Origin of the sequence: Lysinibacillus sp. UBA6686, assembly GCF_002455205.1 — a bacterium.
GTDB lineage: Bacteria > Bacillota > Bacilli > Bacillales_A > Planococcaceae > Lysinibacillus > Lysinibacillus pakistanensis.
On the sequence record NZ_DKJS01000066.1, the window covers coordinates 71,473 to 96,432 of the forward strand.

Sequence of the window (24,960 nt, forward strand, 5' to 3'; positions counted from 1 at the left end):
AGTTGTAGAGAATTCATGTAACCCGGGATTCATAGAATTAGGACAAAGACTTGGCAGTGAAAGATTACTACAATATATTAAGGATTTTGGTTTTGGTCAAAAGACAGGGTCTAACATTGCAGGTGAAGCCTCGGGAATATTATTTTCTAAAGAAGCCTTTGGACCTGTGGAGCAGGCTACAACTTCTTTCGGCCAAGGGGTGGCTGTTACACCTATTCAACAAGTACAGGCAGTTGCCGCAGCTATAAATGGAGGTAAGCTTTATACGCCATATGTTGTGAAGAAAATTTTTAATCCAAATACTGGGGAAGTGATCAAAGAGACTGAACCAGAAGTTAAGAAACAGGTTATTCGTGAGGAGACATCTGCCAAGGTTCGAGGTGCATTAGAATCAGTTGTAGCAAAGGGCTCTGGACGACAGGCCTACCGAGATGGCTTACGTATTGGGGGGAAAACGGGAACAGCACAGAAAGTAGAGAATGGGCGTTATAAAAGCGGTGAATATATCGTTTCTTTTATCGGCTTTGCTCCAGCGGATAATCCACAGATTGTCGTGTATGTAGCGGTGGATAACCCAAAGAAAACAACTCAATTTGGTGGTGTTGTTGCAGCTCCGATTGTTGGTCAGATTATTGAAGATGTTGCACCTTTTGTTGGCATTGAAAAATCGAAGGAACAGCTTGAAAAGGATTATCGTTGGGGTGATCCAATCACTGTGAAGGTACCAAGCTTTATTGGTCAAACGAAGGATGATATTGCCAAGCAGCATTATCCATTCCGTATTGAATGGCATGGTGAAGGAACTAAAATTGGTAATCAATTGCCTGAAGTGGATAGTGTTATCAAACAAGATGGCACAATTCATTTATATTTGGAGAACTAATATAACTTTACCTTTAAAAAATGGGAGAGAACCACTATTATTATGAAGGGTAGTAATAAATAAATGAAAGTTTATGCTTTTTTCTTGAAGAAGAAAGTGAAACAAGATTTAAAGGAGATTTTTCAATGAAACTCGCAACAACGCTTACCATTTTAGCTCTTGCTTTTATAGTAACAGTTATTCTGGCACCAATTAGTATTCCTCTTCTTCGTCGACTTAAATTCGGTCAAAGTATTCGTGAAGAAGGACCAAAATCACATATGAAAAAAGCAGGTACTCCAACAATGGGGGGCATTATTTTCTTAATTGCTATTATCCTCACTACTGTTGGTGTAGGAAGCTTTTTAGATTTATTTACCACACAAACTATCGTACTGTTGTTAGTATTAGCTGGATTTGGCTTAATCGGCCTACTGGATGACGGCTTAAAGGTTATTTTTAAACGTAACCTTGGTTTAACATCCCTGCAAAAGCTCATTGGTCAAATCGTCATCGCAGTTTTGGCTTATTTCTTACTACATGTAGGATCATTTGATACAACGCTTGCTATACCATTTACAGACTTGACATTTGATTTAGGGATTTTCTATGTAGCCTTTTTAATTTTCTGGTTGGTTGGCTTCTCAAATGCAGTAAATTTAACAGATGGACTAGATGGACTTGTGGCGGGTACAGCTTCTATTGCCTTTGCAGCCTTTGGAGTTATTGCGCTGTTCCAAGATCAAGCTGATATTGCTTTATTTGCATTTGCAGTAACAGGTGCACTATTAGGTTTTCTATTGTTTAATGCAAATCCTGCAAAGGTATTTATGGGAGATACAGGATCATTAGCCTTAGGTGGAGCTTTAGCTATGGTGTCTGTATTGATAAAAGAAGAATTCTTATTGTTATTAGTGGGATTAGTGTTTGTGATTGAAACATTATCCGTTATTTTACAGGTAGGTAGCTTTAAGCTTCGTAAAAAACGTATTTTTAAAATGAGTCCTATCCATCATCATTTTGAATTATCAGGTTGGTCAGAGTGGAAAGTTGTCCTTGTCTTTTGGTCGACCGCTTTAGCAGTAGCATTGATTGCAGTCTTATCGGAGGCGTTCTTATGAAAAATTATACAGATCTACAACATAAAAAGGTACTTGTTTTAGGCCTTGCGAAAAGTGGTGTGGCAGCAGCCGAAATTTTACATGAACTAGGCGCCTTTGTGACGGTCAATGATTCAAAGCCATTTGATGAAAGTCCAGATGCACAGGGTTTATTGCAAAAGGGAATAACAGTTATTTGTGGTCGCCATCCAGAGGACCTACTGGATGAAGGCTTTGAATTAGTGGTAAAAAATCCGGGTATTCCTTATAGCAATAAAATTGTAGCGGATGCCGTTAGCCGAGAAATACCTGTTTGGACGGAAATTGAGCTAGCCTATTTGATAAGTGAAGCACCGTTTATTGGAATTACTGGTTCAAATGGTAAAACAACAACAACAACTTTGATTTTTGACATGCTGAATAATGGTGGTAAAAAGCCACTGATAGCTGGAAACATTGGAACAGTTGCATGTGGCGTTGCAAGAGAAGCTCAGAAAGATAATAATATTGTAACGGAATTATCCTCGTTTCAATTGATGGGGACAAAAACATTCAAACCTAAAATAGCGATACTAACAAATCTTTATGATGCGCATCTTGATTATCATGGAACATTTGACAATTATGCAGAGGCAAAATTCGGTGTTACTCGTAATCAAGATGAGGATGATTATTTTATTTATAATGCGGATCAACCAATTGTTGTGGGCTATGCTGCAAAATCAAAAGGAAATAAGGTTCCATTTAGTTCAAAGGGACGTACAACTGAAGGAATTAGTGCAGATGACACAACGATTTACTGGCAGGGAGAACCATATATGGATCGATCTATCATAGCTTTGCCAGGTAAACATAATTTAGAAAATATTTTAGCAGCAGTAGCAGCATGTATTTTAGTTGGTTGTGATAAAGCTAAAATGGAAGAAATTCTTTCGACATTTGGTGGCGTTCGTCACCGTACACAGTTTGTACGCGAATGGAATGGAAGAAAAATTTATAACGATTCCAAAGCAACAAATTGCTTAGCTACAAAAAGTGCCTTAGATGCATTTCAGGCACCTGTTATTCTTCTAGCAGGAGGCTTAGATCGAGGTCATTCGTTTGAGGAATTACGTCCATGTATGGGGCATGTCAAGGGTGTAGTGGCGTTTGGAGAAACAGGCTTACGCTTTGTAGAATTTGCGAAGTCGTGTGGCGTACAACAAACAATCATTGCACAAAATGTGGAGGATGCTGTACATTATGCGGCACCGATATCAGCTGAGGGTGATGTTATTCTATTGTCGCCTGCATGTGCAAGTTGGGATCAATATGACAGTTTCGAAATTCGGGGAGATGTTTTTATTGAAGCTGTAATGAAGCTGTCATAAGTCTGTAACTATTTTAGAATATACTTGACTTGGAAGGATGGCAGTACTGAGAGGGAAAGAAAGCTATTTATTGCTCGTCACAACATTGATGCTATCAATAATCGGCATTATTTTCGTCTATTCTGCAGGTACCTATTGGAGTGCCGTTCATTATAGTGGAAAAATGCCGTTTTATATGAAGCAAAGTATGTATTTTGCTGTTGCCATTGTCGTATTTTTAATCACCATTCGATTAAATATTTTAAGAGAGCAATCCTTTTGGAAAATGGCTTATATTTTTTCGTTAATTTTACTGGTCCTTGTACTTATTCCTGGGATTGGACTGGTACGAAATGGCTCGCAAAGCTGGATTGGTGTAGGTCCATTAACCATTCAGCCAGCAGAGCTTACGAAAATTACAGTAATAGTGTACTTGAGTCATATATTAGCACAGCATAAAACCGGTACACCAATTATTAACTGGCGCCATGGATTCGTTCTAGTGTTACCAGTGGTTCTCATTATGCTACAGCCTGACTTTGGCTCAGTATTTATATTAGTGGTCTCAGTCTTTTTATTGTTTTTTGTAGCAGGCTACCCATTAAAACTTTATGGAATGATTATGGTGGCAGGAGTTGCAGGATTAGTAGGATTGATTGCAACAGCACCATATCGATTAACGCGCATTAAAGCATTTCTTGATCCATGGGCGGACCCCTTGGTAAGTGGGTTTCAAGCTGTACAATCATTAATGGCGATTGGACCAGCTGGCATTTTTGGTCATGGTTTTGGACAAAGCAGACAGAAGTTTTTATATTTACCGGAGCCTCAAAATGATTTTATTTATGCCATTATTTTAGAGGAGGTTGGGTTGCTTGGTGGTCTCGTTATTTTAGCATTATTTGTATTAGCGATTTATGCTGGTTATAAATTTGCAGTGCAAGCTAAAACGAGAGCATCCTATTACGCTATTATAGGACTTGTTACAATGCTGACTGTGCAAGCTTTTCTAAATATATCTGTAGTGATTGGCTTAGTTCCTGTAACGGGGGTCACACTGCCTTTTATTAGCTATGGCGGAACATCTTTAGTAACAATGTGGTTAATAATAGGTATTATTTATCAATTAGCGAAATAAATATAAAGGAGGAGTACTTTTTGGAGAAAGTAATTGATATAGAAGATCGCATACCTACGCTAAAAAAGCGACGAAAAAAGCGTACAAATCGTAAATTTATAGTGCTAATATTACTTTTCTTTATTGTGTTAGCAGTACTCCTTTATTTTCAATCTCCTTACAGTAAAATCAACAAAATTACAGTTAACGGTGCTCGTTTAGCAGATGAACAATATTATTTACAGGCCAGTACTCTGGCTCCTGGAAAGTCGATGTGGGGTTTTAAGGTAAACGATATTGAGAAGTTAATACTTAAGGATAAATGGGTAAAGGAAGCACATGTTAAACGTAACTGGCTACGAGATGTAACAATAGAAATAAAGGAATGGAAAAAAGTTGCATACTTGGCTGGTGATGGTACCTATTATCCTTTACTTGAAAATGGCAAGCGATTTGAGCAAGCTAGTGATGAGGTGCCAATTGATGCCCCTGTTTTTATCGGCATAACTGGTGAAAAAACGATCAACAAGCTTGTGGAACAATTAGCTAAATTAAAGCCAGAAGTATTAGCCTTAATTTCTCAAGTCAATACAAACAGTAATGAGACAAACCCTAATGCAGTTAGACTTTATATGAATGATGGATATGAAGTACGGGCTGTTATTCAAACTTTAGCTGATAAGTTGAATTATTACCCCTCAATTGTGGCACAAATTAGTAATTTAGAAAAGGGTGTTATTGATTTAGAGGTAGGTTCATATTATCGTCCTTACAATGATGAATATAACAAAATAAGCATTGATGTAAGTGGTAGAGAAGATGAAGAATCGGCCAACCAGGAAGTGAATAATGATGAGCAACAAACAAATGAATAGCAAAGGGAGTTTTTTGTCAAGGAAGCAATTTGAATTGCTGATTGTTTGTATAACAATGGGATTTATTATTGGCTATTCATACAATCAGGCAAAAGATAACCGAAATGCAGGTTCAATTGATTCAGAGCTTTTTGAGCAAGAGGATTCATACCGTGAGGAGTTAATAACCCAGCAAGAACGAAATAAGGTCCTAGCAGAAGAAGCGAATTCGCTGCAAGAAAAAATTCGCAAGTATGAGAAATCATTTGTTGCAGATGAAAAGGCTAACAAAAAGCTTGTTGAAGAAGCAGAGGATTTACGATTATTATTAGGTGACTTACCAGCAGAAGGAAAAGGTATTCGTATAACACTACAAGATGGTGATTATGATCCTAAATCTGCAAATCCTAATGACTATATTGTTCATGAAAGCCATGTGTTTAAATTGCTCAATGAGCTAAAAATTTCTGGTGCACAGGCAATTGCCATCAATGGTCAAAGAGTTCTAGCGAATTCCTATATACGTTGTAATGGACCCGTCATTACGATTGATGGTAAGCAGCATCCAGCGCCATTTATTATTGAGGCTGTCGGTGATTCTCAAACATTGGTGTCCTCATTAAATTTAAATGGTGGTGTGGTGGATCAGTTATTAAATGACAATATTGTTGTGTCATTAGAAGAAAATCAGAAATTAAGTATGCCAAAAGTAAAGGTTGAGAGTTAGTTTAACGTTTAATCATTTTCAACATTAGCCTCCAGAGAAGTTGCAGATTTTACATGCAATTGCATATTCAAAATCTAAGGCGTTATTTATGGGGGTTACGATACGTCTAGGAGGGGCTATTTTGAAAAAAAATATGTACACCCGAATAACGATCGTGCTATTTATTATCGGTTTGATGATAGCGGTACAGTACAATACTATACAACAACCAGCTGAGCGAGATACACGAGATATTTGGGCCATAAGAGAGGAATTAGCAGAAGAAAAGCAAAGACATTCCACATTATTAGCAGAAATTCGCTCACTCAATGAAGTAGTGGGTCGCTATGAGCAATCTGAAAAAGCAAGTTTACAAGCAGCTTTAAATGAAACGTTGAATCGTTTAAAGCTCCAAGCAGGCTTAACTGAAGTCACAGGTCCAGGAGTTGTTATACGGGTAGAGCCAGCGCAAGAATTAGTGGAAATGGGATATGACATCCAAGAAATTTCACCTGATTTGCTGACTCAACTATTGAATGCTTTGTTTAAAAGCAATGCGGCTAGTGTTTCGATAGATGGAAACCGCGTTGTACATACGACAGCCATTCGAGATATAAATGGAAAAACGACTGTGAATAGTGTAGCACTATCATCACCTTCTTTTGAAATTTATGTTGGGACAAGCTCTTTTAAGGAAGCTCAAAAAATGTACAATTCGTTACAGGCTTCAACATTTATTGATTCCTTTTATTTAGATAATTTTAATTTAGTCATTGAAGAGCCGACTGAACAATTAACAATCCCAGCATTTGATCAGCCATTGACAAATGATTATTTAACAGAGGTGAAAAAAGGAGAATAAAATATGTGGCTACCATTTTTAGGTTTGATATTTGGACTTGCCCTAGGCTTGTTAACAAATATACAAATTCCCTCTATCTATGAAAATTATCTGTCAATAGCAGTTTTAGCAGCTTTAGATACATTATTTGGCGGTATACGTGCTCAACTACAACAAGTTTACGATGATAAAGTTTTTGTGTCGGGCTTCTTTTTTAATATAATTCTTGCTGCAGGTTTAGCCTTTTTAGGTGTGTATTTAGGAATAGATTTATATTTAGCAGCTATTTTCGCTTTCGGAGTACGTTTATTCCAAAATATAGCAATAATTAGGCGTATTTTACTAACTAAGCTAGATGAAAAACGTCACAAAAAGAAGAAATCTTCCACAGAATGAGAGAAAAATTGAGCAAAATACTCGATTTGCTTAGACATTACGCCAAAATTACAATAGAATGAAAATAAGAGCATTTTTCAAGGAGGTGCAGCGAATTGAATCAGCAAGATTTATATATTTCCCTTGATATAGGATCATCCTCTATCAAGGTATTAATAGGTGAAATGAGTGACGGACAATTACATGTAATTGGCGTCGGAAATGTAAAATCGAATGGCGTTCGAAAAGGTGCAATTGTTGATATTGATGCAACAGTTCAATCGATTCGAAAAGCAATCGAACAAGCAGAACGAATGACTGGCTTTCAAATTAATGAAGTCGTTCTGGGTGTTCCAGCTAACCAGACGATGTTACAACTAGTTAAAGGTGTTGTCGCTGTAAATAGTGAAAATAGAGAAATTACAGACGATGATTTAGACAGAGTGGTGGAATCTGCACAAGTCATGTCAATACCTCCTGAACGTGAATTAGTGAATATTATTCCAAGACAATTTATTGTGGACAACTTAGATGAAATTAAAGATCCACGAGGTATGATTGGAATTCGTCTAGAAATGGATGCAACGATGATTACAACTTCAAAAACACTTTTACACAATGTTTTACGTTGTGTAGAGCGGGCAGGGCTAAGTATACGAGAAATATATTTGCAACCGCTAGCAGCAGGCTTTTTTGCGCTTACAGAGGATGAGAAAAACCAAGGGACAGCCTTTGTTGACCTAGGGGGAGGCTCAACTACCATTGCAGTTTTTGAAGAGGGACTGTTAACACATACGGGTGTTATTCCAATTGGCGGTGATCATATTACGAAAGATATTTCAATCGTTTTAAAAACACCAACAGAACAGGCTGAGCAAATTAAACATCAATTTGGACATGCCTTTTATGATGACGCATCAGATGATGAAATCTTCGAAGTACCAATTGTTGGAACAGATTCAACTGATCAATACAGTCAACGCTATATATCCGAAATAATAGGTGCGCGCTTAGAAGAACTTTTTGAGTTAGTGATAGACGAGTTAGCACGTCTTGGTGTTCGTGATTTACCTGGCGGTGTTGTTTTAACGGGTGGTGTTGCAAAGCTTGAAGGTATTGCTCAACTGGCACGTCAGATTTTGCAAACCCGTGTTAGAATATATACACCCGATTATATTGGCGTTAGGGAGCCTTCATTTACGACGGCAGTTGGACTTATTCGTTACGCCTATTTAGAAGATGATTTTTACGGAAAAGGTACGAATACGCAACCTATTGAATATGCGGTTGTAGGATCTCCAACAGCCACACCTAAGAAGCAAGAATATGCTTCACCTTCAGAATCAAAAGGAAGCGTAATCGGTAGAGCAAAAAAATTATTTGATAAGTTTTTTGATTAACTTCTTTCAGTAAATCTCTTTTGTAGCGAAAGCAAAGCGTCAGCTACAGAAGTCTCCACCTCTATAGGTGGTGAGATAAATTCGGATTTAAGCTACTTTTCAGCAGATGTCCAAAAAAGAAGTTAATGCCTCCGGCGGATGTCACGGAATCGGAAAGGAGTTCTTAGAGGATTTAGCCTAAAATCATCGCAGCTATGCGATAAAGGCTAACTGACCTGCATCGGTAAAAACGCCACGTCCTGTGGCATTACCGAAATGACCGACATCGTGTCGGCCCTCGTGCAGGCCTAAGCATAAAGCCGATTCCGGACGCAATTATACCGAGGCATAATTGATCTTGAATGCGTAATGAATGATACAGAGTCGAGTTACCGTGGGAGGAAAAAGAAATGTTAGAATTTGATACAAGTGTTGATCAACTTGCAGTAATAAAGGTTATTGGTGTTGGTGGCGGCGGTAACAACGCTGTCAATCGAATGATAGAACATGGTGTACAAGGTGTAGACTTTATCGCAGTAAACACAGATGCACAGGCATTAAATTTATCAAAAGCAGAAGTGAAGCTACAAATTGGAGCAAAACTTACTCGTGGTTTAGGTGCAGGAGCAAATCCTGAGGTAGGAAAAAAAGCTGCCGAAGAAAGCCGTGAACAATTAGAAGAGGTTCTACGTGGAGCGGATATGGTATTTGTAACAGCTGGAATGGGTGGAGGAACTGGTACTGGTGCAGCGCCAGTTATTGCACAAATTGCTCGCGATTTAGGCGCACTTACTGTCGGAGTTGTTACACGACCATTTACGTTTGAGGGTCGTAAGCGACAAACGCAAGCTATCGGCGGTATTGGTGGCATGAAGGAATCTGTGGATACTTTAATCGTTATTCCGAACGACAAACTGCTACAAATTGTCGATAAATCTACGCCAATGTTAGAGGCCTTCCGTGAAGCAGATAATGTTTTACGACAAGGTGTACAAGGTATTTCCGATTTAATTGCTACACCAGGTCTTATTAACTTAGACTTTGCAGATGTAAAAACAATCATGTCTAACAAAGGTTCTGCGTTAATGGGGATTGGTATTGCTACAGGTGAAAATCGTGCTGCAGAAGCAGCGAAGAAAGCTATTTCAAGTCCTTTACTGGAATCTTCAATTGATGGCGCTAAAGGTGTCCTGATGAATATTACTGGTGGCTCAAACTTAAGCTTATTCGAAGTTCAAGAAGCGGCAGATATTGTAGCTTCAGCATCAGATGAAGAGGTAAATATGATTTTCGGTTCTGTTATTAATGAAAATCTAAAAGATGAAATTATTGTAACTGTAATTGCGACTGGTTTCTCAGAAGAAGCATTACAACAACAGCGCAATACTACAAGACCTTCGTTAAATACAAATAGACAGGCTGTACAGCAACAGCAAGCACCTATTCGCGAACAACGTCAAGACATGCATGTTCAGCAAGAGCAACCTCGACAAAATCAACAACAATATGGTCAAGATGATATGCTAGAGGTACCAGCGTTTTTACGTAATCGTAAAAATCGTGGATAGTATCTTACTTCTTAAAAGCTCGTATTTTACTTATGTAGAATACGAGCTTTTTATATTTGTCTGTAAAGTTGTTCAAATGTGTAAGGAAACCATGTATTTTGTCAAAAGATTTTTAGGAAATGATGCGATTGTTTGACAATATTTGTGAGTATAACATGCTAACTTTGTAAGTAGGAGGCGGCTGTTATGTATGGAGAATGGCTGGTGCTCATTAATACGCTATTTAATCTAGCGATACTCACGTTTACGGCAAAAGTAACAGGGGTTTTTGTAAAGAATACAAGATTATTAATGAGTTCGATTTGTAGTAGTTTTGTAGCTGTAATTGGTGGTCAATTGCTGTGGACAACATTGCTGAGCTTTGTTCTATTAATTGGCATAGCTTTTCACTTTAAACTTCGAAGCTTTCAAAAACAAGGACCAATTGTTTTAACAGCAACAATTATTATTGGAGGGTTGCTTACAGCATTACAACCCTATTTAAAAAATCTTTCTGTTGTCCATTTTATCATTATTTGCCTACTATTAGCTGTTGGTAACCTAGTTGCTTTTTATAAGCAATGGGGATTTGTAAAGCTTGAGCGCTTAAGTGGTCAGTTTGTTTTTGATACAATTTTAACAATTTTTGATGTTACGATACCGCTTTCTGCGTTTGTAGATACGGGAAATCAAGCAATTGAACCACTATCAGGAAAACCAGTTCACTTTGTCTCTTATAAAGCGTTAAAGCCACATTTGCCGATAGCATTTTGCAAATCATTAGTAGAATGGCAAGAAACGGATCCGTATAATGTATCCATGTTTTCAGAAGATTATCAGCGTTTAATACGGTTTATTCATGTCAATACAGTACAACAGCAATCAGTTGTCCTAGGTTTTCGCTTTAATGAGTGGCAAATAAAGGGGGAGCCCCTACAAGTGAAAACAAATGAATATATCGTTTTAACAAAGAAGGCTAAAAATTTTCCACATAGCACAGCAGCAATTTTACATTTTTCAGCGCTTTCAAATAACTCATAGAGGGGGAGAACTATTGCTTCTTAGGCTACTTGCTAGCTTGAAAAAATTATGGAGTAAGTTTCGGAGTCGTGAAACGTACTATATAGGGGGAAATGATTCATTGCCAGTGCCACTAAGTCGAGAAGAAGAAGTTACAGTCATTGCATCCTTTATGAATGGTGATTTACGAGCTAGAGACACACTAATTGAACGTAATTTACGTCTTGTTGTTTACATTGCTAGACGTTTTGATAATACGGGTACGCCGATTGAGGATTTAATCAGTATTGGCTCCATCGGTTTAATTAAGGCAATTGAAACGTTCAATACGGATAAAAATATTAAGCTTGCAACGTATGCTTCACGTTGCATTGAAAATGAAATTCTCATGCATTTACGAAAAACAAGTCGCATGAAAGGTGAAGTTTCGCTAGACGAACCACTTAATTCTGATGCTGATGGCAATGAATTACTATTGTCTGATATTTTAGGCACAGAAGAGCATATTATTTTAGATAATGTAGAAAAGAAAATAGAGCGTCAGCATATGTTTCATGCCATTAATTTACTAGGTGCGCGTGAACGATATATTATGGAATGTCGCTTTGGTCTCAACGGTAAAATTGAAATGACACAAAAAGAAGTAGCAGATCATTTAGGGATTTCACAATCTTATATTTCCCGATTAGAAAAGAAAATTATTCAAGATTTACGTGAAAATTTAAATCAGCCTATATCGTAGGGAGGGAAAATTAACCTACCTAAAATTGGTCGTAGCTTTTGTGCATATTCTCGTTTCTCTCGGACAAACTGATGTCACGGTTTAGTCAGAGAATAACATCCGGAGGAATCGAATATGCGAACTAAAGTAGATCTTTGCGGCTTAGATACATCGACTTTGCCAATTTTAAAGCACGAGGAAATGAAGGAACTCTTCATCCGATTACAAGCAGGAGAAACTGAGATTAGAGAAGAGCTTGTGATGTGCAATTTAAGGTTAGTGCTCAGTATTGTCGGTAGATTTGCCTATAGGGGTGAACAGGCAGATGATTTATTTCAGGTAGGCTGCATTGGCCTCATGAAAGCCATCGATCATTTTGATTTAAAGCATAATGTGCGATTTTCAACATATGCTGTACCAATGATCATTGGTGAAATTCGTCGCCATCTGCGTGATCATCATGCGTTACGTGTTTCTCGTTCTTTAAGAGATATTGCGTATAAAGCAATGCAGGCAAAAGAGCAATGGATAACTGACAATTTACGAGAACCAACCATTGAAGAAATTGCAGAAATGATTGACATGAAAAAGGAAGATGTTTTATTTGCTTTAGATGCCATTCAAGATCCAGTTTCTTTACAAGAGCCTATTTATTCAGACGGCGGAGACGCTGTTTATATGATGGATCAATTACGTGATGATGATGTATCTGAAGATCAATGGGTTGCCTACGTGTCGGTGAAGGAAAGTTTGCAAAAGTTAGATGAACGACAACAAATGATTGTTGCCAAGCGCTTTTATTATGGCGAGACACAGACAGAAATAGCAAAAGAATTGGGAATCTCACAGGCGCAAATTTCACGTCTAGAAAAAAATGCGATTGAAACAATGCAAAAAGATTATAAGTAGTAAACAATGCGCACCAGAGCTTTCGGTGCGCATTTTATCTTCATTCAACTAGCTAACAATACATACCATAAATATAAAGTGACAGCATACTTTGATGAAGATACTAGTGGATGTCATAAAGTAATTGTTACAGGAGGGGTATAATGCGTTTTTCAATGTTACAACAAAAAGAGGTTATTGAAGCAGGTAATGGGCGTTTTTTAGGATTTGTAGTAGATGCAGAAGTTTCAAAAGAAACAGGCTATGTGACAGCGTTTATGATAGCAGAGCCTCGAAAATATCTGGGCCTTTTTCGAGGTGAAGATTCTGTTAGAAAGGTATACATGAAAGATGTACTTGTGGTTGGGAAAGATGTTATTTTAGTAAAAGCATTATCTTAATTTTTGTTGTCTATTTAGAGTCAAGCTACTTTAATTTTCTATGAATAATGCAAATGTCCTTTCACTTAGGTCAGGCTATTCATTGATAATTCAGGCATTGCTTGTTACAATAAAGGAAACTATTGTTGTAAAGTTGGGGAAAATAGTGACAAAAATCTTAACAAATTTAAACAAAATCAATGACCTTATTCATGCAGCCCAAAAACGGTCAAATTGGGAAACTGGGAAAGTTCAAATTATTGCAGTAACAAAAGAAGTTTCAGTTGAACGAACACAAGAAGCAATCGATGCAGGACTTCTTCATTTAGGAGAAAATCGTCCTGAGGGCTTAAATCGAAAAATAGAAGCAATTCAAGCGAATGTAAATTGGCATTATATAGGTTCTCTACAAACACGTAAAGTAAAGCAAGTGATTAACAATATTGATTATTTACATTCATTGGATCGATTAAGTTTAGCAGAAGAAATCGAAAAAAGAGCAGACAAACCTGTAAAATGCTTTGTTCAGATTAATGTATCAGGTGAGGAATCAAAACATGGTTTAACGATTGAGGAAGCCCTGCCATTTGTTCAATCATTAGCTAGTTTTACAAAAATTCAAGTAGTTGGTTTAATGACGATGGCACCAAATACAGATGACGATGACATCATTCGCACTGTTTTTAAGCAATTAAAACAATGTCAACAGCAAATAGCCGAGCAAGGATTCGTACACGCGCCTTGTACCGAGTTATCAATGGGCATGTCTAATGACTTTGAAATTGCGGTAGAGGAAGGGGCTACATTCGTTCGAGTCGGAACGGCTCTTGTTGGAAATGAAAGAGGGGAACAGGATGAGCATGAAAAATAAAATTAAAAACTTCTTTTATCTAGAGGAAGAATTAGAAGAAGAAATCACGCAAGCTCCTATTCAACAGCAACAACCCGTACATCAACAGCAACCGTTTCAATCAGTAAAACCTAAAAAAGTTATGAAAGAGCGGAAGGCACCCATCCATGAAATTGTTCCACAGAGTGCAGCACCTGTAAACAACATTGTCAGCTTGCAGGCGGCCATGAACTCAAAAGGGGCTAAAGTTGTATTAGTAGAGCCTAGAGTCTATGCTGAAGCACAGGATATTGCTGAACATTTAAAAAACAAACGTGCAACAATCGTCAATCTACAACGAATTGAACGTGAACAGGGCGTACGAATTATTGATTTTTTAAGTGGCACAGTTTATGCTCTTGGCGGGGATATCCAAAGAATCGGTAAAGATATCTTCTTATGTACACCTGATAATGTAGAAGTTTCCGGCGAAATTTCAAATTTTATTTTAGACGATAATTAATAGCGAGGATTGTAGTTTATATGACTTTTTTATATATTTTGAGGTTTGTATCACTAGCATTTGATATTTACTCACTAATGTTAATAGTATATATTTTAATGTCTTGGGTACCTGCTGCTCAAAATTCATCTATTGGACGCATACTGGCAAATGTATGTGAGCCTTATCTTGGTATCTTTAGACGATTTATTCCGCCAATTGGCATGATTGATGTTTCTCCTTTAGTGGCAATTTTTGTCCTTAATTTTATTCAAAGAGGAGTTATTATTGTCATTCAAAAAATTTATTTTATGTTTATGTAAAAGAAATCCTCACAATGGTGGGGATTTTTTATTTTAGGGAATACTAACAAATGACATCATTTTTAACTAAATTGTGGTTACGAAACATGAAAGTACCAATGAAATTGTACTAGTAAAAGAGAGATAATAGAGGTGGAGTCAAATGGAGCATTTAATACAACATTTTAGGAAAGAAGAACAGCCTTTTATTGAACAAGTGGTGAATTGGGTGCGAGAAGTGGAGGACCGTTACGCGCCAAAGCTCACTGATTTTCTAGATCCTCGTCAGCGCTTTATCGTAAACGCCATTATTGGACAATACGACACATTGCAAATGGCTAGTGCGGGACTTTTTAATGAAGCAGAAAGGCAAAGAATGCTCATTTACCCAACTTATTTTGAGCCTGTAGAGGAAGATTTTCAGCTTACGGCATTTACCATTCAATATCCTATAAAATTTGTACAGTTGCGTCATCCAGATGTACTTGGTGCATTATTATCATTGGGGTTAAATCGAGGTAAATTTGGTGATATCCGTGTTGATGAACACCATGTCCAGTTTGTAGTAGCGAATGAGATAGCGGAGTATGTTCGTTTACATTTAACTGGCATTGGCAAGGTAAAAGTGCATGTGGAATCCATGAAAGAGACGGAGCCACTTCTAGCAAATGAGGATGAATGGCTAGAGGAGTCTCACACGGTTACTTCCATGCGATTAGATGTTATTATCGCAACAATTTTAAAGGTTTCTCGTCAAAAGGCACAGGCTTTAATTACAGGTAATAAAGTTCGTGTCAATTGGACAGAGCGAGATACAGTTGCTTTTGAATTACAAGAAGGGGATATTTTATCTATACGAGGTAGTGGCCGCGTAAAAATTCTAATGACTGAAGGACGTACAAAAAAAGATAAAATCCGTTTGCAAGTCGGACGTTTGACCCAAAAAGGTTGAAAACCAAGTGAAATTCATTAATTTTTACTGCTAAGTTGTCGGAACAATTGTATAATAGAAAATACGAATGTACATGTAAAGGAGAGAAGGATCGTATGCCATTATCACCTATTGATATACATAATAAGGAGTTTACAAAGTCCTTCAGGGGCTATGCTGAGGATGAGGTAAACGAATTTTTAGATCAAATTATCAAAGATTATGAAATTTTATTACGCGAAAAAAAGGATGTCGACAAACAGCTAGAGATGGCCTTAGAGCAAGCAAGACATTTTAACACCTTAGAGGAAACCCTACAAAAATCAATTGTTGTGGCACAGGAAGCTGCCGATGAGGTGCGAAGAAATTCACAAAAAGAGGCAAAACTTATTGTGAAAGAAGCAGAGAAAAATGCTGATCGTATTTTGAATGAAGCTTTATCAAAGGCTCGAAAAGTAACAATTGAGATTGATGAGCTAAAAAAGCAATCCAAGGTATTCCGTAATCGATTTAAAATGCTTGTAGAGGCACAGCTTGATTTACTAAATGCAGATGACTGGGATCATTTGCTGCAATATGATATAGATTTAACAGAAATTCAAGCATCTGTAGATGAAGCACAGGAATCCGATCAACTTTAATAGCTTTTTTAGTGCTATTATTGCGTGGCGTATGAGCGCAATAAGTGAAACTTGACGTGATTGTTTGATTTTCATATACTAATGAAATAGTAATTATTTTGAACAGATATGCATACAGGCAGAGACGAAGACAGTATTTGTTAGGCGTAGCAAAGCGATTTGGGGATAGTGTGAGCCCAAACAAGCAAATAACAATGAACATCACTTCAGAGCTAAATAACTGAATGAAAGTAAGTTATTTCGTGATGCACAACGTTAACGTGCTTAAAGAGGTAGTACAAATTTGTGCTACAAGTAGGGTGGTACCGCGAGTATAAGCTTCTCGTCCCTTAGTGGGATTGAGAGGCTTTTTTTATTTGCTAAAATTCACAGCGAGCAGCTATTTTTCTTACGTTTAATAGTAAGTGATTAAAAAAGGGCTAAAACTTGTTGAATTCGTCAAGAGCTGTCATATGTATATGAACGCCTTAATGCATTTGTTTTGTTCTAAGTGTGTAAAATTAAAAGGAGGAATGGAAGCATGGTTGAATATAAGGATACTTTATTAATGCCGAAAACAGATTTCCCAATGAGAGGAAACTTACCGGCAAATGAACCAAAAATGCAAGAAAAATGGAATGACATGGACATTAACAAATTACAGATGGAGCGTACTGAAGGACGACCTGAATATGTACTTCATGATGGCCCTCCGTATGCAAACGGTGATATTCATATCGGTCATGCACTAAATAAAGTGCTAAAAGACATGATTACACGCCATCGCTCTATGAATGGTTATCATGTAAATTATATTCCTGGTTGGGATACGCATGGTTTACCAATTGAGCAAGCTTTAGCAAACAAAGGTGTAAAGCGTAAAGAGATGTCTGTTGCGGACTTCCGAAAACTATGTGAAGAATATGCATATGAGCAAATTGACAACCAACGTGCTCAATTTCGTCGTTTAGGTATTCGTGGAGATTGGGAAAATCCATACATTACTTTAAAACCAGAATTTGAAGCTCGTCAAATTGAAGTATTTGGGAAGATGGCTGAAAAAGGCTATATTTACAAAGGCTTAAAGCCAGTTTACTGGTCTCCTTCTTCTGAATCTGCACTTGCAGAAGCGGAAATCGAATATAAGGATATTAAATCACCTTCTATTTATGTAAGCTTTGCTATTAAAGATGCTAAAGGTGTCGTACCAGCAGATGCTAAATTTATCATTTGGACAACAACGCCTTGGACAATTCCAGCAAACTTAGGGATCTCTGTGAACCCTGAATTTATGTATGTAGTTGTTGCAGTTGCAGATAAAAAATTCATTATTGCGAAAGATTTATTAGAAACAGTGGCGAATGCCCTTGAATGGGACACATACGAGGTTATTCAAGAAGTGAAGGGTGAGACATTAGATCGTATTGTCGCTCAGCATCCTTTCTATGATCGTGAATCTCTTGTGATGGTGGGTGAACACGTTACTGCTGACGCAGGTACTGGCTGTGTTCACACGGCGCCTGGACACGGGGAAGATGATTATTACATTAGTAAACAATATGGCTTAGGCATTCTTAGCCCGCTTGATAATAGTGGCTGTTATACGGATGAAGCACCTGGTTTTGAGGGCGTATTTTATAATGATGCCAATAAACTAATAACAGAAAAGCTAAAGGAAGTAGGCGCATTAGAAAGCCTTGGTTTTATTTCGCACTCATATCCTCATGATTGGCGTACAAAGAAACCAGTTATTTATCGTGCAACACCGCAATGGTTTGCATCTGTTGAAGCATTCCGTGGTGAGTTACTAGAGGCTGTTAAAGCAACTACGTTTACGCCAGCTTGGGGAGAAACTCGCCTTTTCAATATGATTCGTGATCGTGGAGATTGGGTAATTTCCCGTCAACGAGCTTGGGGTGTGCCAATTCCAATTTTCTATGCTGAAAATGGAGAGCCAATCATTACACCTGAAACAATTGCTCATGTTTCTACGTTGTTCCGTAAGCATGGCTCAAATATCTGGTTCCAAAAAACAGCTAAAGAACTATTGCCTGAAGGCTTTACACACGCAGGTAGCCCGAACGGTGAATTTACAAAAGAGAATGACATTATGGATGTTTGGTTTGATTCAGGGTCATCACATCAAGGCGTGCTAGTAGAACGTGGAATGAAATATCCGGCTGATTTATATTTAGAGGGCTCTGACCAACACCGTGGCTGGTTCAACTCTTCTTTAATTACTTCTGTGGCTATTAACGGCTACGCTCCATATAAGGGACTATTAACACACGGTTTCGTACTAGATGGAGAAGGACGCAAAATGAGTAAATCATTAGGAAATGTCATTATTCCTCAAAAGGTTATGGATCAATACGGAGCTGATATTCTTCGTTTATGGGTTGCCTCTGTTGATTATACTGGTGATGTTCGTATCTCGATGGATATGTTAAAACAAGTATCTGAGGTTTATCGTAAAATTCGAAACACATTCCGTTTCTTACATGGGAATGTAGCTGATTTCGACCCAACAAAGGATCGAGTAGCCTATGCAGATCTTCGTGAAATGGATCAATACGTTTATATGCGCCTACAAGATGTTCTAAAAACAGTACATGCTGCCTATGATCGCTATGATTTTGCAGCTGTATATCATGCTGTTAATAACTTTGTTGCTGTAGAGTTATCTTCATTCTACTTAGATATTGCAAAAGATGTTGTGTACATTGAAGGCACTGACAACAAAGATCGTCGTGCAATGCAAACGGTGATTTATGATACATTAATGACGTTAGTAAAAGTAATGACACCGATTATTCCTCATACAACAGATGAGATGTGGTCTTACTTACATGCGCAAGGTGTAGTACAAGAGGTTTCTGTACAATTAACAGATTTCCCTGAAGTTGATGTACAAGAGAATTTTGAGGATTTACGTGCAAAATGGGTGAAAATTATAGACGTTCGTGACGATATTCTAAAAGCATTAGAAGAAGCTCGTAATGCAAAAACAATTGGTAAATCCCTGGAAGCGAAAGTAACGGTGTATGCTAAAGAGGATGTTGCTGCATTATTCAATGATGCAAGCATTGATTTTGCTCAGCTTTCTATTGTTTCAGCTTTTGAGGTAGCCTCTATTGATAAGGCACCTGCAGATGCGCTAGTACTTGAGCATGCATCAATTGTTGTTGAAAAGGCAACAGGAGAAAAATGTGAGCGCTGTTGGTCAATTTCTGAATCAGTTGGTGCAAACGAAGCCCATCCAACAGTTTGTGCGCGCTGTGCGGAAGTTGTAGAAAAATATTACGCTTAAAAGCAAGCTTTAATTGTGAAGAAAACGCAAGTCTCCCAAATAAGGGGCTTGCGTTTTTTTGCATGTAAATGAGTATGTATAAGGAATTGCATTCTCGCCCTTTACTGGTTGTGGCCTGTCTTTCGTGTTGAATAATAGTTGGACTAACCTAGTCTACTAGTTATGTCACTTGATGAAACATGATGATGGGCGTGAATGCACTTTTTTATTTAAATAATATTTCCTTCGTGTTGCGGTAGTCTGTTGGGGAAATGCCTACATATTTTTTAAAGGTCAGGCTGAAATAATTTGGTGTGTTAAAGCCACAGATGGAGGAGATTTTCTCAATGGTATAGTCATATTTTCTTAAAAAAGGCAATGTTTTAATGATACGTGTAAAGGCTACATAGTCGACAAAATTGCGACCAGTCTCCTTTTTAAATAATCTGCTAAAATGCGTCGCACTAAAATTTATATATTTGGCAACATCACTGATGGTAATTTGCTCATCATAATGCTCTTCAATATATAGAATGGCCTTTTGAAGCTGTTCCTGTTCTGTTAAGTCTTCATAAAACCTTGCATGTATATTCTCAACAGGTGGTTTTCTCCTTGCCTTACGAGCTTGGCTATAGGATTCCTTCACCTGCATGGGATCATGAAAGACACCTCCTATCCCCATAAATAGATGGATACAATACTCCTTTTTTAGGTCCTCAATTACCTCATGGAGAGAGGCTACACCTTCAGGCCAATGCTTAAACGAAGTAATTTCATTTGGTATACGCATTAGCAGCAGTAAATATCGTTCAAAATTTAAAAAGGAAAGAGAGGCTTTATCCGCAAATCGTTGGCGAAACATATTGGTTATAACACTATTTGCATCATGAGGAATACTTCGATTTTCATTTATATCAATATAGCCTTGAATTAAAAAAACTATATTTGGGATACAATCCTTTGATAAAAAGGAGGCAGATTGAATAATTTCCTGCTCATTTTCAATTTCTCCACGAATAAGACGTTTTAAAAAGGCTTCTCTGAATGGTGAGGTATGATCTTGTGAAATTTGCTGTGACAACTCAAGCATGGTAAGTGTGCTTGCTTGTTTTTCCTTATATGATGTATAAAGCTTTTTTACAATTCTGATAAATTTTGATTTCTGTAACGGTTTTATAAGCAATGCAGATAAATTTAATTCAATCGCTATACCAGTTGAGTAGGTAAGGTGTTCTGCAACAATAGGGACGATTAAACTATTAGGATAATTTCTTTTTAAGCGTTTTACCTTTACCCAATCAAATAAGTGATTAATATCATAGACAAAGATTGCGACACCCTTTGTATTGGGCTGATTGCAGTTAATAAAGGTATTCGGTAGATATTCTTCTAGCCAGTTGTTCATCTGTTGTTTTTCTACGGAACTTTCGATATACCAAACAATATTTAAAATGGTAACAGCTCCCTTCTGTTATAAATATACAACGATAAAAGTATTTTAACTTAAAATAGCATTTTTTTGTACTAATACAGCAATATTTTGTAACTATATTATAAACAAAATAGAATAGAATAATTGTAGTGAATAATAATTTGAAATTTCAGATAATTATTTACGTATAGAGAAAAGGGGGAGTTGACATATGGCTGAAGTAGGAAGTAGTGATTACGAGTATGTGGAAGCTGGAACAATCGATATTAAGGATCTTCCACCACTAGATGCAACAACTAACAAAATTATGAAAGATGAGTTTCTTACAGGTTTTAGCTTAACGGTATTTTATTTTATTTTAATTTTTAGTATTCCGATTATGAACTGGTTCGCTCCAGAATTTGCATTTAAGAAAATTTGGGGTGGAATGACGGTTACATGGTTTTACACAACTGTCATTATGATGGCCATGGCTTTTATTATTGCTTATGTCCATACAACATTGTACGAAAAACGCCTAAAGAAGTATGAAATAGCTAATAAGTAGGTCTGGGGGGAAATGCTGAATGATGAAAGCTCTATTGGAACCGAAAATGATTATGACCATTGCTTTAATGGGAACAATTGTCTATATTACGTATTTAACGAAAAAAAATACAACCGCATCCGATTTCTTCGTTGGGGGGCGTAGCTTCGGATGGTTTACAAATGGTTCGGCAATTGGCGGGGATTATTTAAGTGCAGCAACGTTTCTTGGGATAGCTGGACTAACCTTCCAATTGGGGTATGATGGTGCCTATTATGCATTTTGTTTCTCTATCGGTTTAACACTATTAGCTATTTTCGTAGCTGGTCCATTAAGACGTTTTGGTGCATTTACTGTTGCCGATTTTTTAGCCTATCGTTTTCATAGTAAACGAGCTCGACTAGTTGCAGTAGCAGTTGTTTTAGCAATTTCCGGTTTCTATGCTGCCCCGCAGTTATTAGGTGCTGCGCAAATTTTAAGCATGTTCTTTGGTACTTCATATGAATTTGGCATTATCTTTACATGCGTAGTAATGATTTTCTATGTTGGTATAGGTGGTATGAAAGGAACTACGATTAATCAGGCACTAGAACTTTGGATTCGTCTTGGTGCATTTGTAGTTATGCTAATTGCTGCAATGTATAGTGGGTTGCATTACGATAAGATTTTAGCAGCGATTAATTCATTTAGCGGCCCAATTACGGGAACTTCACCATATGCGCTAGATGGAAAAGATGTTAATTTTGATGGGGCGGCTTGGACTGGGACAGGCTTCTATTTCCCGACATTTTGGCAAACCATTAGTATGACGATAGGGTTAGCATTAGGAACAATTGGTCTGCCTCATATTTTACTAAGATTTTATACAAATCCAAGTGCCAAGGCAGCTCGTAAATCGGCGTTAATGGCAATTGGAATTGCCAGTACGTTTTTCTTATTAGCTGTATTTTTAGGTGTTGTAGGTCGAGCTATTTTTATCTCTGGTACAGCAAGTGGAGAAGTAATGCGTGATTTAGTGCTGGGTGGTAACAATATGGTTATTCCTACAACAGCACTTGCATTAGGCGGAAAGTGGCTTCTTGGACTTGTTATAGCGGGGGCATTTGCAGCCATATTCTCTAACTTATCAGGGCTATTCATTACAAGTTCAGGCGCACTGGCACATGATTTATATGCAACGATTATGAAAAAAGATATTACGCAAAAACAACGAGTAATCGCAGCGAAGGTTTCCATTGTTATATTAGGCATTATTTATGGCGCCTTGGGCTTACTTGTAAAGGATGCATCTATTGGTCATTTAGTAGCACTAGCCTTTACTGTTGCCGCGAGTACCTTTACACCAATATTTATTTTAGGTATTTGGTGGAGAGGTATGACAGAAAGAGGAGCGATTGCAGGTTTACTAATTGGACTTGGTGTTTCCATGTGGATGATTTTTCTACCAGGGACATTACCAAGCTTCCTGCAGTTTAAAATACCTGGAATTGTGACAGTACCAGTTGGCTTCCTTTCAGTAATCATTGTGTCTGTATTAGACCGAAGAGTACCTGCGGATGTAAATGATTTTATGAAGCGTGTGCATTCAAAAGAATCTGAAACTGTCTAATTTAAATTGGCTATATCCAATTACTTTATAAAGTAATTAGGTATAGCTTTTTTTGTTGATCTTCATTCAGCAGGCGTTTGTATAATTTCATGCTATATTAGTTATTCTGTGATGGGCTGTTATGGTAGAATAGGTTAGATGTTGAGTGAACGGAGGAATGTTTGTGTATAAGTACTATGGACTGGCCGCATTTGTCATCCTTTTAGATCAATGGACTAAATGGCTAATTGTCAAAAATATGGAGTTTGGTGAACGAATTGCAGTATGGGACCCATGGCTTGGGATATTATCTCATCGAAATAGAGGAGCAGCATGGGGAATGCTAGAGGGACAAATGTGGTTGTTTAGCATTGTTACAATAGGCGTTATTTGTGCAATCATCTATTTTTATCATAAAGAAGCAAAGGGCAAGCCAGTCTTTCAAGTAGGCTTAATGTTTTTATTAGGTGGAGCTATTGGTAATTTTATTGACCGTTTATTTAGAGGCGAAGTGGTCGATTTTGTGGATGTATTAATTCCAGTTATTAATTATGATTTCCCAATCTTTAATATTGCGGATGCAGCTTTAACAATAGCTGTTGTCATTTTAATGATTGGCTTAATTGCTGAAGATAAAAAAGAAAAGAAACAGGTGAAACAATGACGCAAGTAGCATATACAATGGAAGAACAGCAGCAGGGAGAGCGCATTGATAAGGCACTTTCAAGTGTGCAATCAGAATGGTCGCGCACACAAATTGGGAATTGGATTACAGACGGCATTGTCAAAGTAAATGGCGAGACAGTTAAGGCGAAGTATAAGGTAAAAGCAGGAGATTTGGTTGAAATTGATGTTCCAGAAGCAGAGCCATTAGATGTCATTGCTGAAAACTTAAAACTTGACATTGTTTATGAGGATGCAGACGTTCTTGTGGTGAATAAGCCTAAGGGTATGGTTGTACATCCAGCGCCTGGACATATGACGGGAACACTCGTTAATGGTTTAATGTATCACTGTAAGGATTTATCAGGCATTAATGGTGTTTTGCGCCCAGGTATTGTCCACCGCATTGATAAGGATACATCGGGATTATTAATGGTGGCTAAAAATGATGCAGCTCATGAATCATTAGTCAATCAGCTAGTCAATAAAACTGTAACACGTAAGTATACTGCCCTTATACACGGGCATATTGCACATGATAAAGGAACAATTGATGCACCGATTGGACGTGACCAGAAGGATCGTCAAAAGCAAGCAGTTGTAGATAATGGCAAACATGCCGTAACCCATTTCCAAGTCATTGAACGTTTTGGTGACTATACGCTTGTAGAATGTCGTTTAGAAACAGGACGAACTCATCAAATCCGTGTGCATATGAATTATATTGGCTATCCACTTGTGGGTGATCCAAAATATGGTCCGAAAAAGACAATAGATTTTGGAGGACAAGTTTTACATGCAGGTATTTTAGGCTTCGATCATCCTACGTCAGGTGAATATTTAGAGTTTGAAACACCACTTCCTGCTGATTATGAACAATTATTAAATGAATTAAGAAATAGGCATTGACGTTTAGTAAAAGAAGGTCTATACTAACGAAAGTGAATGAACTACAAAACAAAATATTCACCTTTAATGGCAGTCCAGAGAGGCTGAGAAGGTACATGTGATCGTGTTGCAAATAATTTGTGCTGCAAATTATTCAACATGTCTTTTAAACACGTATTCAACCCTCTCAGGCTATTCGCCTCGAGAGGTTTTTTTATGGACACATGACCAATCAACTAGTAGGGAGGAGG

At 37.5% G+C, this 24,960-nt stretch carries 25 protein-coding genes and 1 other annotated feature; of the genes, 24 read left to right on the forward strand and 1 reads right to left on the reverse strand.

From position 1 onward, the window contains the following. From B2R82_RS17435 to ileS, 20 genes are all read left to right on the forward strand, one after another. Window positions 1-883: penicillin-binding transpeptidase domain-containing protein (locus B2R82_RS17435; protein WP_286926138.1), on the forward strand; the 883-nt coding region annotated here is incomplete at its 5' end. A 125-nt stretch (window positions 884-1,008) separates the two neighbouring features. Continuing rightward, window positions 1,009-1,983 carry a phospho-N-acetylmuramoyl-pentapeptide-transferase gene (mraY, locus tag B2R82_RS17440; RefSeq protein WP_283871070.1) on the forward strand — a complete coding sequence of 325 codons (975 nt, stop codon included), beginning with the start codon at window positions 1,009-1,011 and terminating at the stop codon, window positions 1,981-1,983. Continuing rightward, the gene (murD, locus tag B2R82_RS17445; RefSeq protein WP_286926139.1) at window positions 1,980-3,332 is read left to right on the forward strand and encodes a UDP-N-acetylmuramoyl-L-alanine--D-glutamate ligase; all 1,353 of its coding nucleotides are present in this window, start codon (window positions 1,980-1,982) and stop codon (window positions 3,330-3,332) included. Before mraY ends, murD begins: the two co-directional genes overlap by 4 nt. A 37-nt stretch (window positions 3,333-3,369) precedes the next feature. Next, the gene (locus B2R82_RS17450; protein ID WP_286926140.1) at window positions 3,370-4,449 is read left to right on the forward strand and encodes an FtsW/RodA/SpoVE family cell cycle protein; all 1,080 of its coding nucleotides are present in this window, start codon (window positions 3,370-3,372) and stop codon (window positions 4,447-4,449) included. Window positions 4,450-4,469: 20 nt separating this feature from the next. Continuing rightward, a complete protein-coding gene (locus B2R82_RS17455; RefSeq protein WP_286926141.1) occupies window positions 4,470-5,303 on the forward strand; it encodes a cell division protein FtsQ/DivIB in 834 nt (277 codons plus the stop codon). Further along, entirely contained in the window at window positions 5,281-6,009 is a 729-nt protein-coding gene (locus B2R82_RS17460; RefSeq protein WP_283872745.1) for a DUF881 domain-containing protein, read from the forward strand. Before B2R82_RS17455 ends, B2R82_RS17460 begins: the two co-directional genes overlap by 23 nt. Before the next feature lie 121 nt (window positions 6,010-6,130). Then, window positions 6,131-6,850: a DUF881 domain-containing protein gene (locus tag B2R82_RS17465; RefSeq protein WP_286926142.1), complete on the forward strand. Its 720-nt coding sequence runs from the start codon at window positions 6,131-6,133 to the stop codon at window positions 6,848-6,850. A gap of 3 nt (window positions 6,851-6,853) precedes the next feature. Next, window positions 6,854-7,225, forward strand: coding sequence for a small basic family protein (locus B2R82_RS17470; protein WP_286926143.1), 372 nt, complete (start codon window positions 6,854-6,856; stop codon window positions 7,223-7,225). Window positions 7,226-7,320: 95 nt separating this feature from the next. After that, window positions 7,321-8,604: a cell division protein FtsA gene (gene ftsA / locus B2R82_RS17475; RefSeq protein ID WP_286926144.1), complete on the forward strand. Its 1,284-nt coding sequence runs from the start codon at window positions 7,321-7,323 to the stop codon at window positions 8,602-8,604. 389 nt (window positions 8,605-8,993) lie between these two features. Beyond that, window positions 8,994-10,151 carry a cell division protein FtsZ gene (gene ftsZ, locus B2R82_RS17480; RefSeq protein ID WP_283871077.1) on the forward strand — a complete coding sequence of 386 codons (1,158 nt, stop codon included), beginning with the start codon at window positions 8,994-8,996 and terminating at the stop codon, window positions 10,149-10,151. Between the two features lie 186 nt (window positions 10,152-10,337). Beyond that, window positions 10,338-11,171 carry a sigma-E processing peptidase SpoIIGA gene (locus B2R82_RS17485; RefSeq protein WP_283871078.1) on the forward strand — a complete coding sequence of 278 codons (834 nt, stop codon included), beginning with the start codon at window positions 10,338-10,340 and terminating at the stop codon, window positions 11,169-11,171. A gap of 13 nt (window positions 11,172-11,184) precedes the next feature. Then, a complete protein-coding gene (gene sigE, locus B2R82_RS17490) occupies window positions 11,185-11,892 on the forward strand; it encodes an RNA polymerase sporulation sigma factor SigE (protein ID WP_053594633.1) in 708 nt (235 codons plus the stop codon). A 114-nt stretch (window positions 11,893-12,006) separates the two neighbouring features. Continuing rightward, entirely contained in the window at window positions 12,007-12,780 is a 774-nt protein-coding gene (sigG, locus tag B2R82_RS17495) for an RNA polymerase sporulation sigma factor SigG (protein WP_004227313.1), read from the forward strand. Window positions 12,781-12,923: 143 nt separating this feature from the next. Beyond that, the gene (locus tag B2R82_RS17500; protein WP_283871079.1) at window positions 12,924-13,160 is read left to right on the forward strand and encodes a PRC-barrel domain-containing protein; all 237 of its coding nucleotides are present in this window, start codon (window positions 12,924-12,926) and stop codon (window positions 13,158-13,160) included. Between the two features lie 145 nt (window positions 13,161-13,305). Beyond that, a complete protein-coding gene (locus tag B2R82_RS17505; protein ID WP_286926188.1) occupies window positions 13,306-14,010 on the forward strand; it encodes a YggS family pyridoxal phosphate-dependent enzyme in 705 nt (234 codons plus the stop codon). After that, window positions 13,994-14,491: a cell division protein SepF gene (locus B2R82_RS17510; RefSeq protein WP_283871081.1), complete on the forward strand. Its 498-nt coding sequence runs from the start codon at window positions 13,994-13,996 to the stop codon at window positions 14,489-14,491. The genes B2R82_RS17505 and B2R82_RS17510 overlap by 17 nt, the downstream gene beginning before the upstream one ends. A 20-nt stretch (window positions 14,492-14,511) precedes the next feature. Beyond that, window positions 14,512-14,793 carry a YggT family protein gene (locus B2R82_RS17515; RefSeq protein WP_283871082.1) on the forward strand — a complete coding sequence of 94 codons (282 nt, stop codon included), beginning with the start codon at window positions 14,512-14,514 and terminating at the stop codon, window positions 14,791-14,793. A 142-nt stretch (window positions 14,794-14,935) separates the two neighbouring features. Further along, window positions 14,936-15,724, forward strand: coding sequence for an RNA-binding protein (locus B2R82_RS17520; protein ID WP_286926150.1), 789 nt, complete (start codon window positions 14,936-14,938; stop codon window positions 15,722-15,724). A gap of 95 nt (window positions 15,725-15,819) precedes the next feature. After that, window positions 15,820-16,344, forward strand: a complete 525-nt coding sequence (locus B2R82_RS17525; RefSeq protein ID WP_283871084.1) for a DivIVA domain-containing protein — start codon at window positions 15,820-15,822, stop codon at window positions 16,342-16,344. 112 nt (window positions 16,345-16,456) lie between these two features. Further along, window positions 16,457-16,677 (forward strand) — a binding site (T-box leader). Window positions 16,678-16,864: 187 nt separating this feature from the next. After that, complete coding sequence (gene ileS, locus B2R82_RS17530; protein ID WP_286926151.1) at window positions 16,865-19,633, forward strand: isoleucine--tRNA ligase; 2,769 nt, start codon at window positions 16,865-16,867, stop codon at window positions 19,631-19,633. 205 nt (window positions 19,634-19,838) lie between these two features. On the opposite strand, the gene B2R82_RS17535 is transcribed toward ileS, so the two are convergent. Further along, complete coding sequence (locus B2R82_RS17535) at window positions 19,839-21,017, reverse strand: helix-turn-helix domain-containing protein (protein ID WP_286926152.1); 1,179 nt, start codon at window positions 21,015-21,017, stop codon at window positions 19,839-19,841. Between the two features lie 238 nt (window positions 21,018-21,255). Here B2R82_RS17535 and B2R82_RS17540 point away from each other — a divergent pair, with 238 nt between their 5' ends. The 4 genes from B2R82_RS17540 (at window position 21,256) to B2R82_RS17555 (ending at window position 24,730) form a co-directional block, all read left to right on the forward strand. Beyond that, on the forward strand, window positions 21,256-21,591 hold the full coding sequence (locus tag B2R82_RS17540) for a hypothetical protein (RefSeq protein ID WP_054770822.1): 336 nt from the start codon (window positions 21,256-21,258) through the stop codon (window positions 21,589-21,591). A 19-nt stretch (window positions 21,592-21,610) separates the two neighbouring features. Next, complete coding sequence (locus B2R82_RS17545; RefSeq protein ID WP_286926153.1) at window positions 21,611-23,179, forward strand: cation acetate symporter; 1,569 nt, start codon at window positions 21,611-21,613, stop codon at window positions 23,177-23,179. A gap of 163 nt (window positions 23,180-23,342) precedes the next feature. Further along, window positions 23,343-23,822 carry a signal peptidase II gene (lspA, locus tag B2R82_RS17550; protein ID WP_286926154.1) on the forward strand — a complete coding sequence of 160 codons (480 nt, stop codon included), beginning with the start codon at window positions 23,343-23,345 and terminating at the stop codon, window positions 23,820-23,822. Next, a complete protein-coding gene (locus B2R82_RS17555; protein WP_286926155.1) occupies window positions 23,819-24,730 on the forward strand; it encodes an RluA family pseudouridine synthase in 912 nt (303 codons plus the stop codon). Before lspA ends, B2R82_RS17555 begins: the two co-directional genes overlap by 4 nt. The last annotated feature ends 230 nt before the right edge of the window (window positions 24,731-24,960 follow it).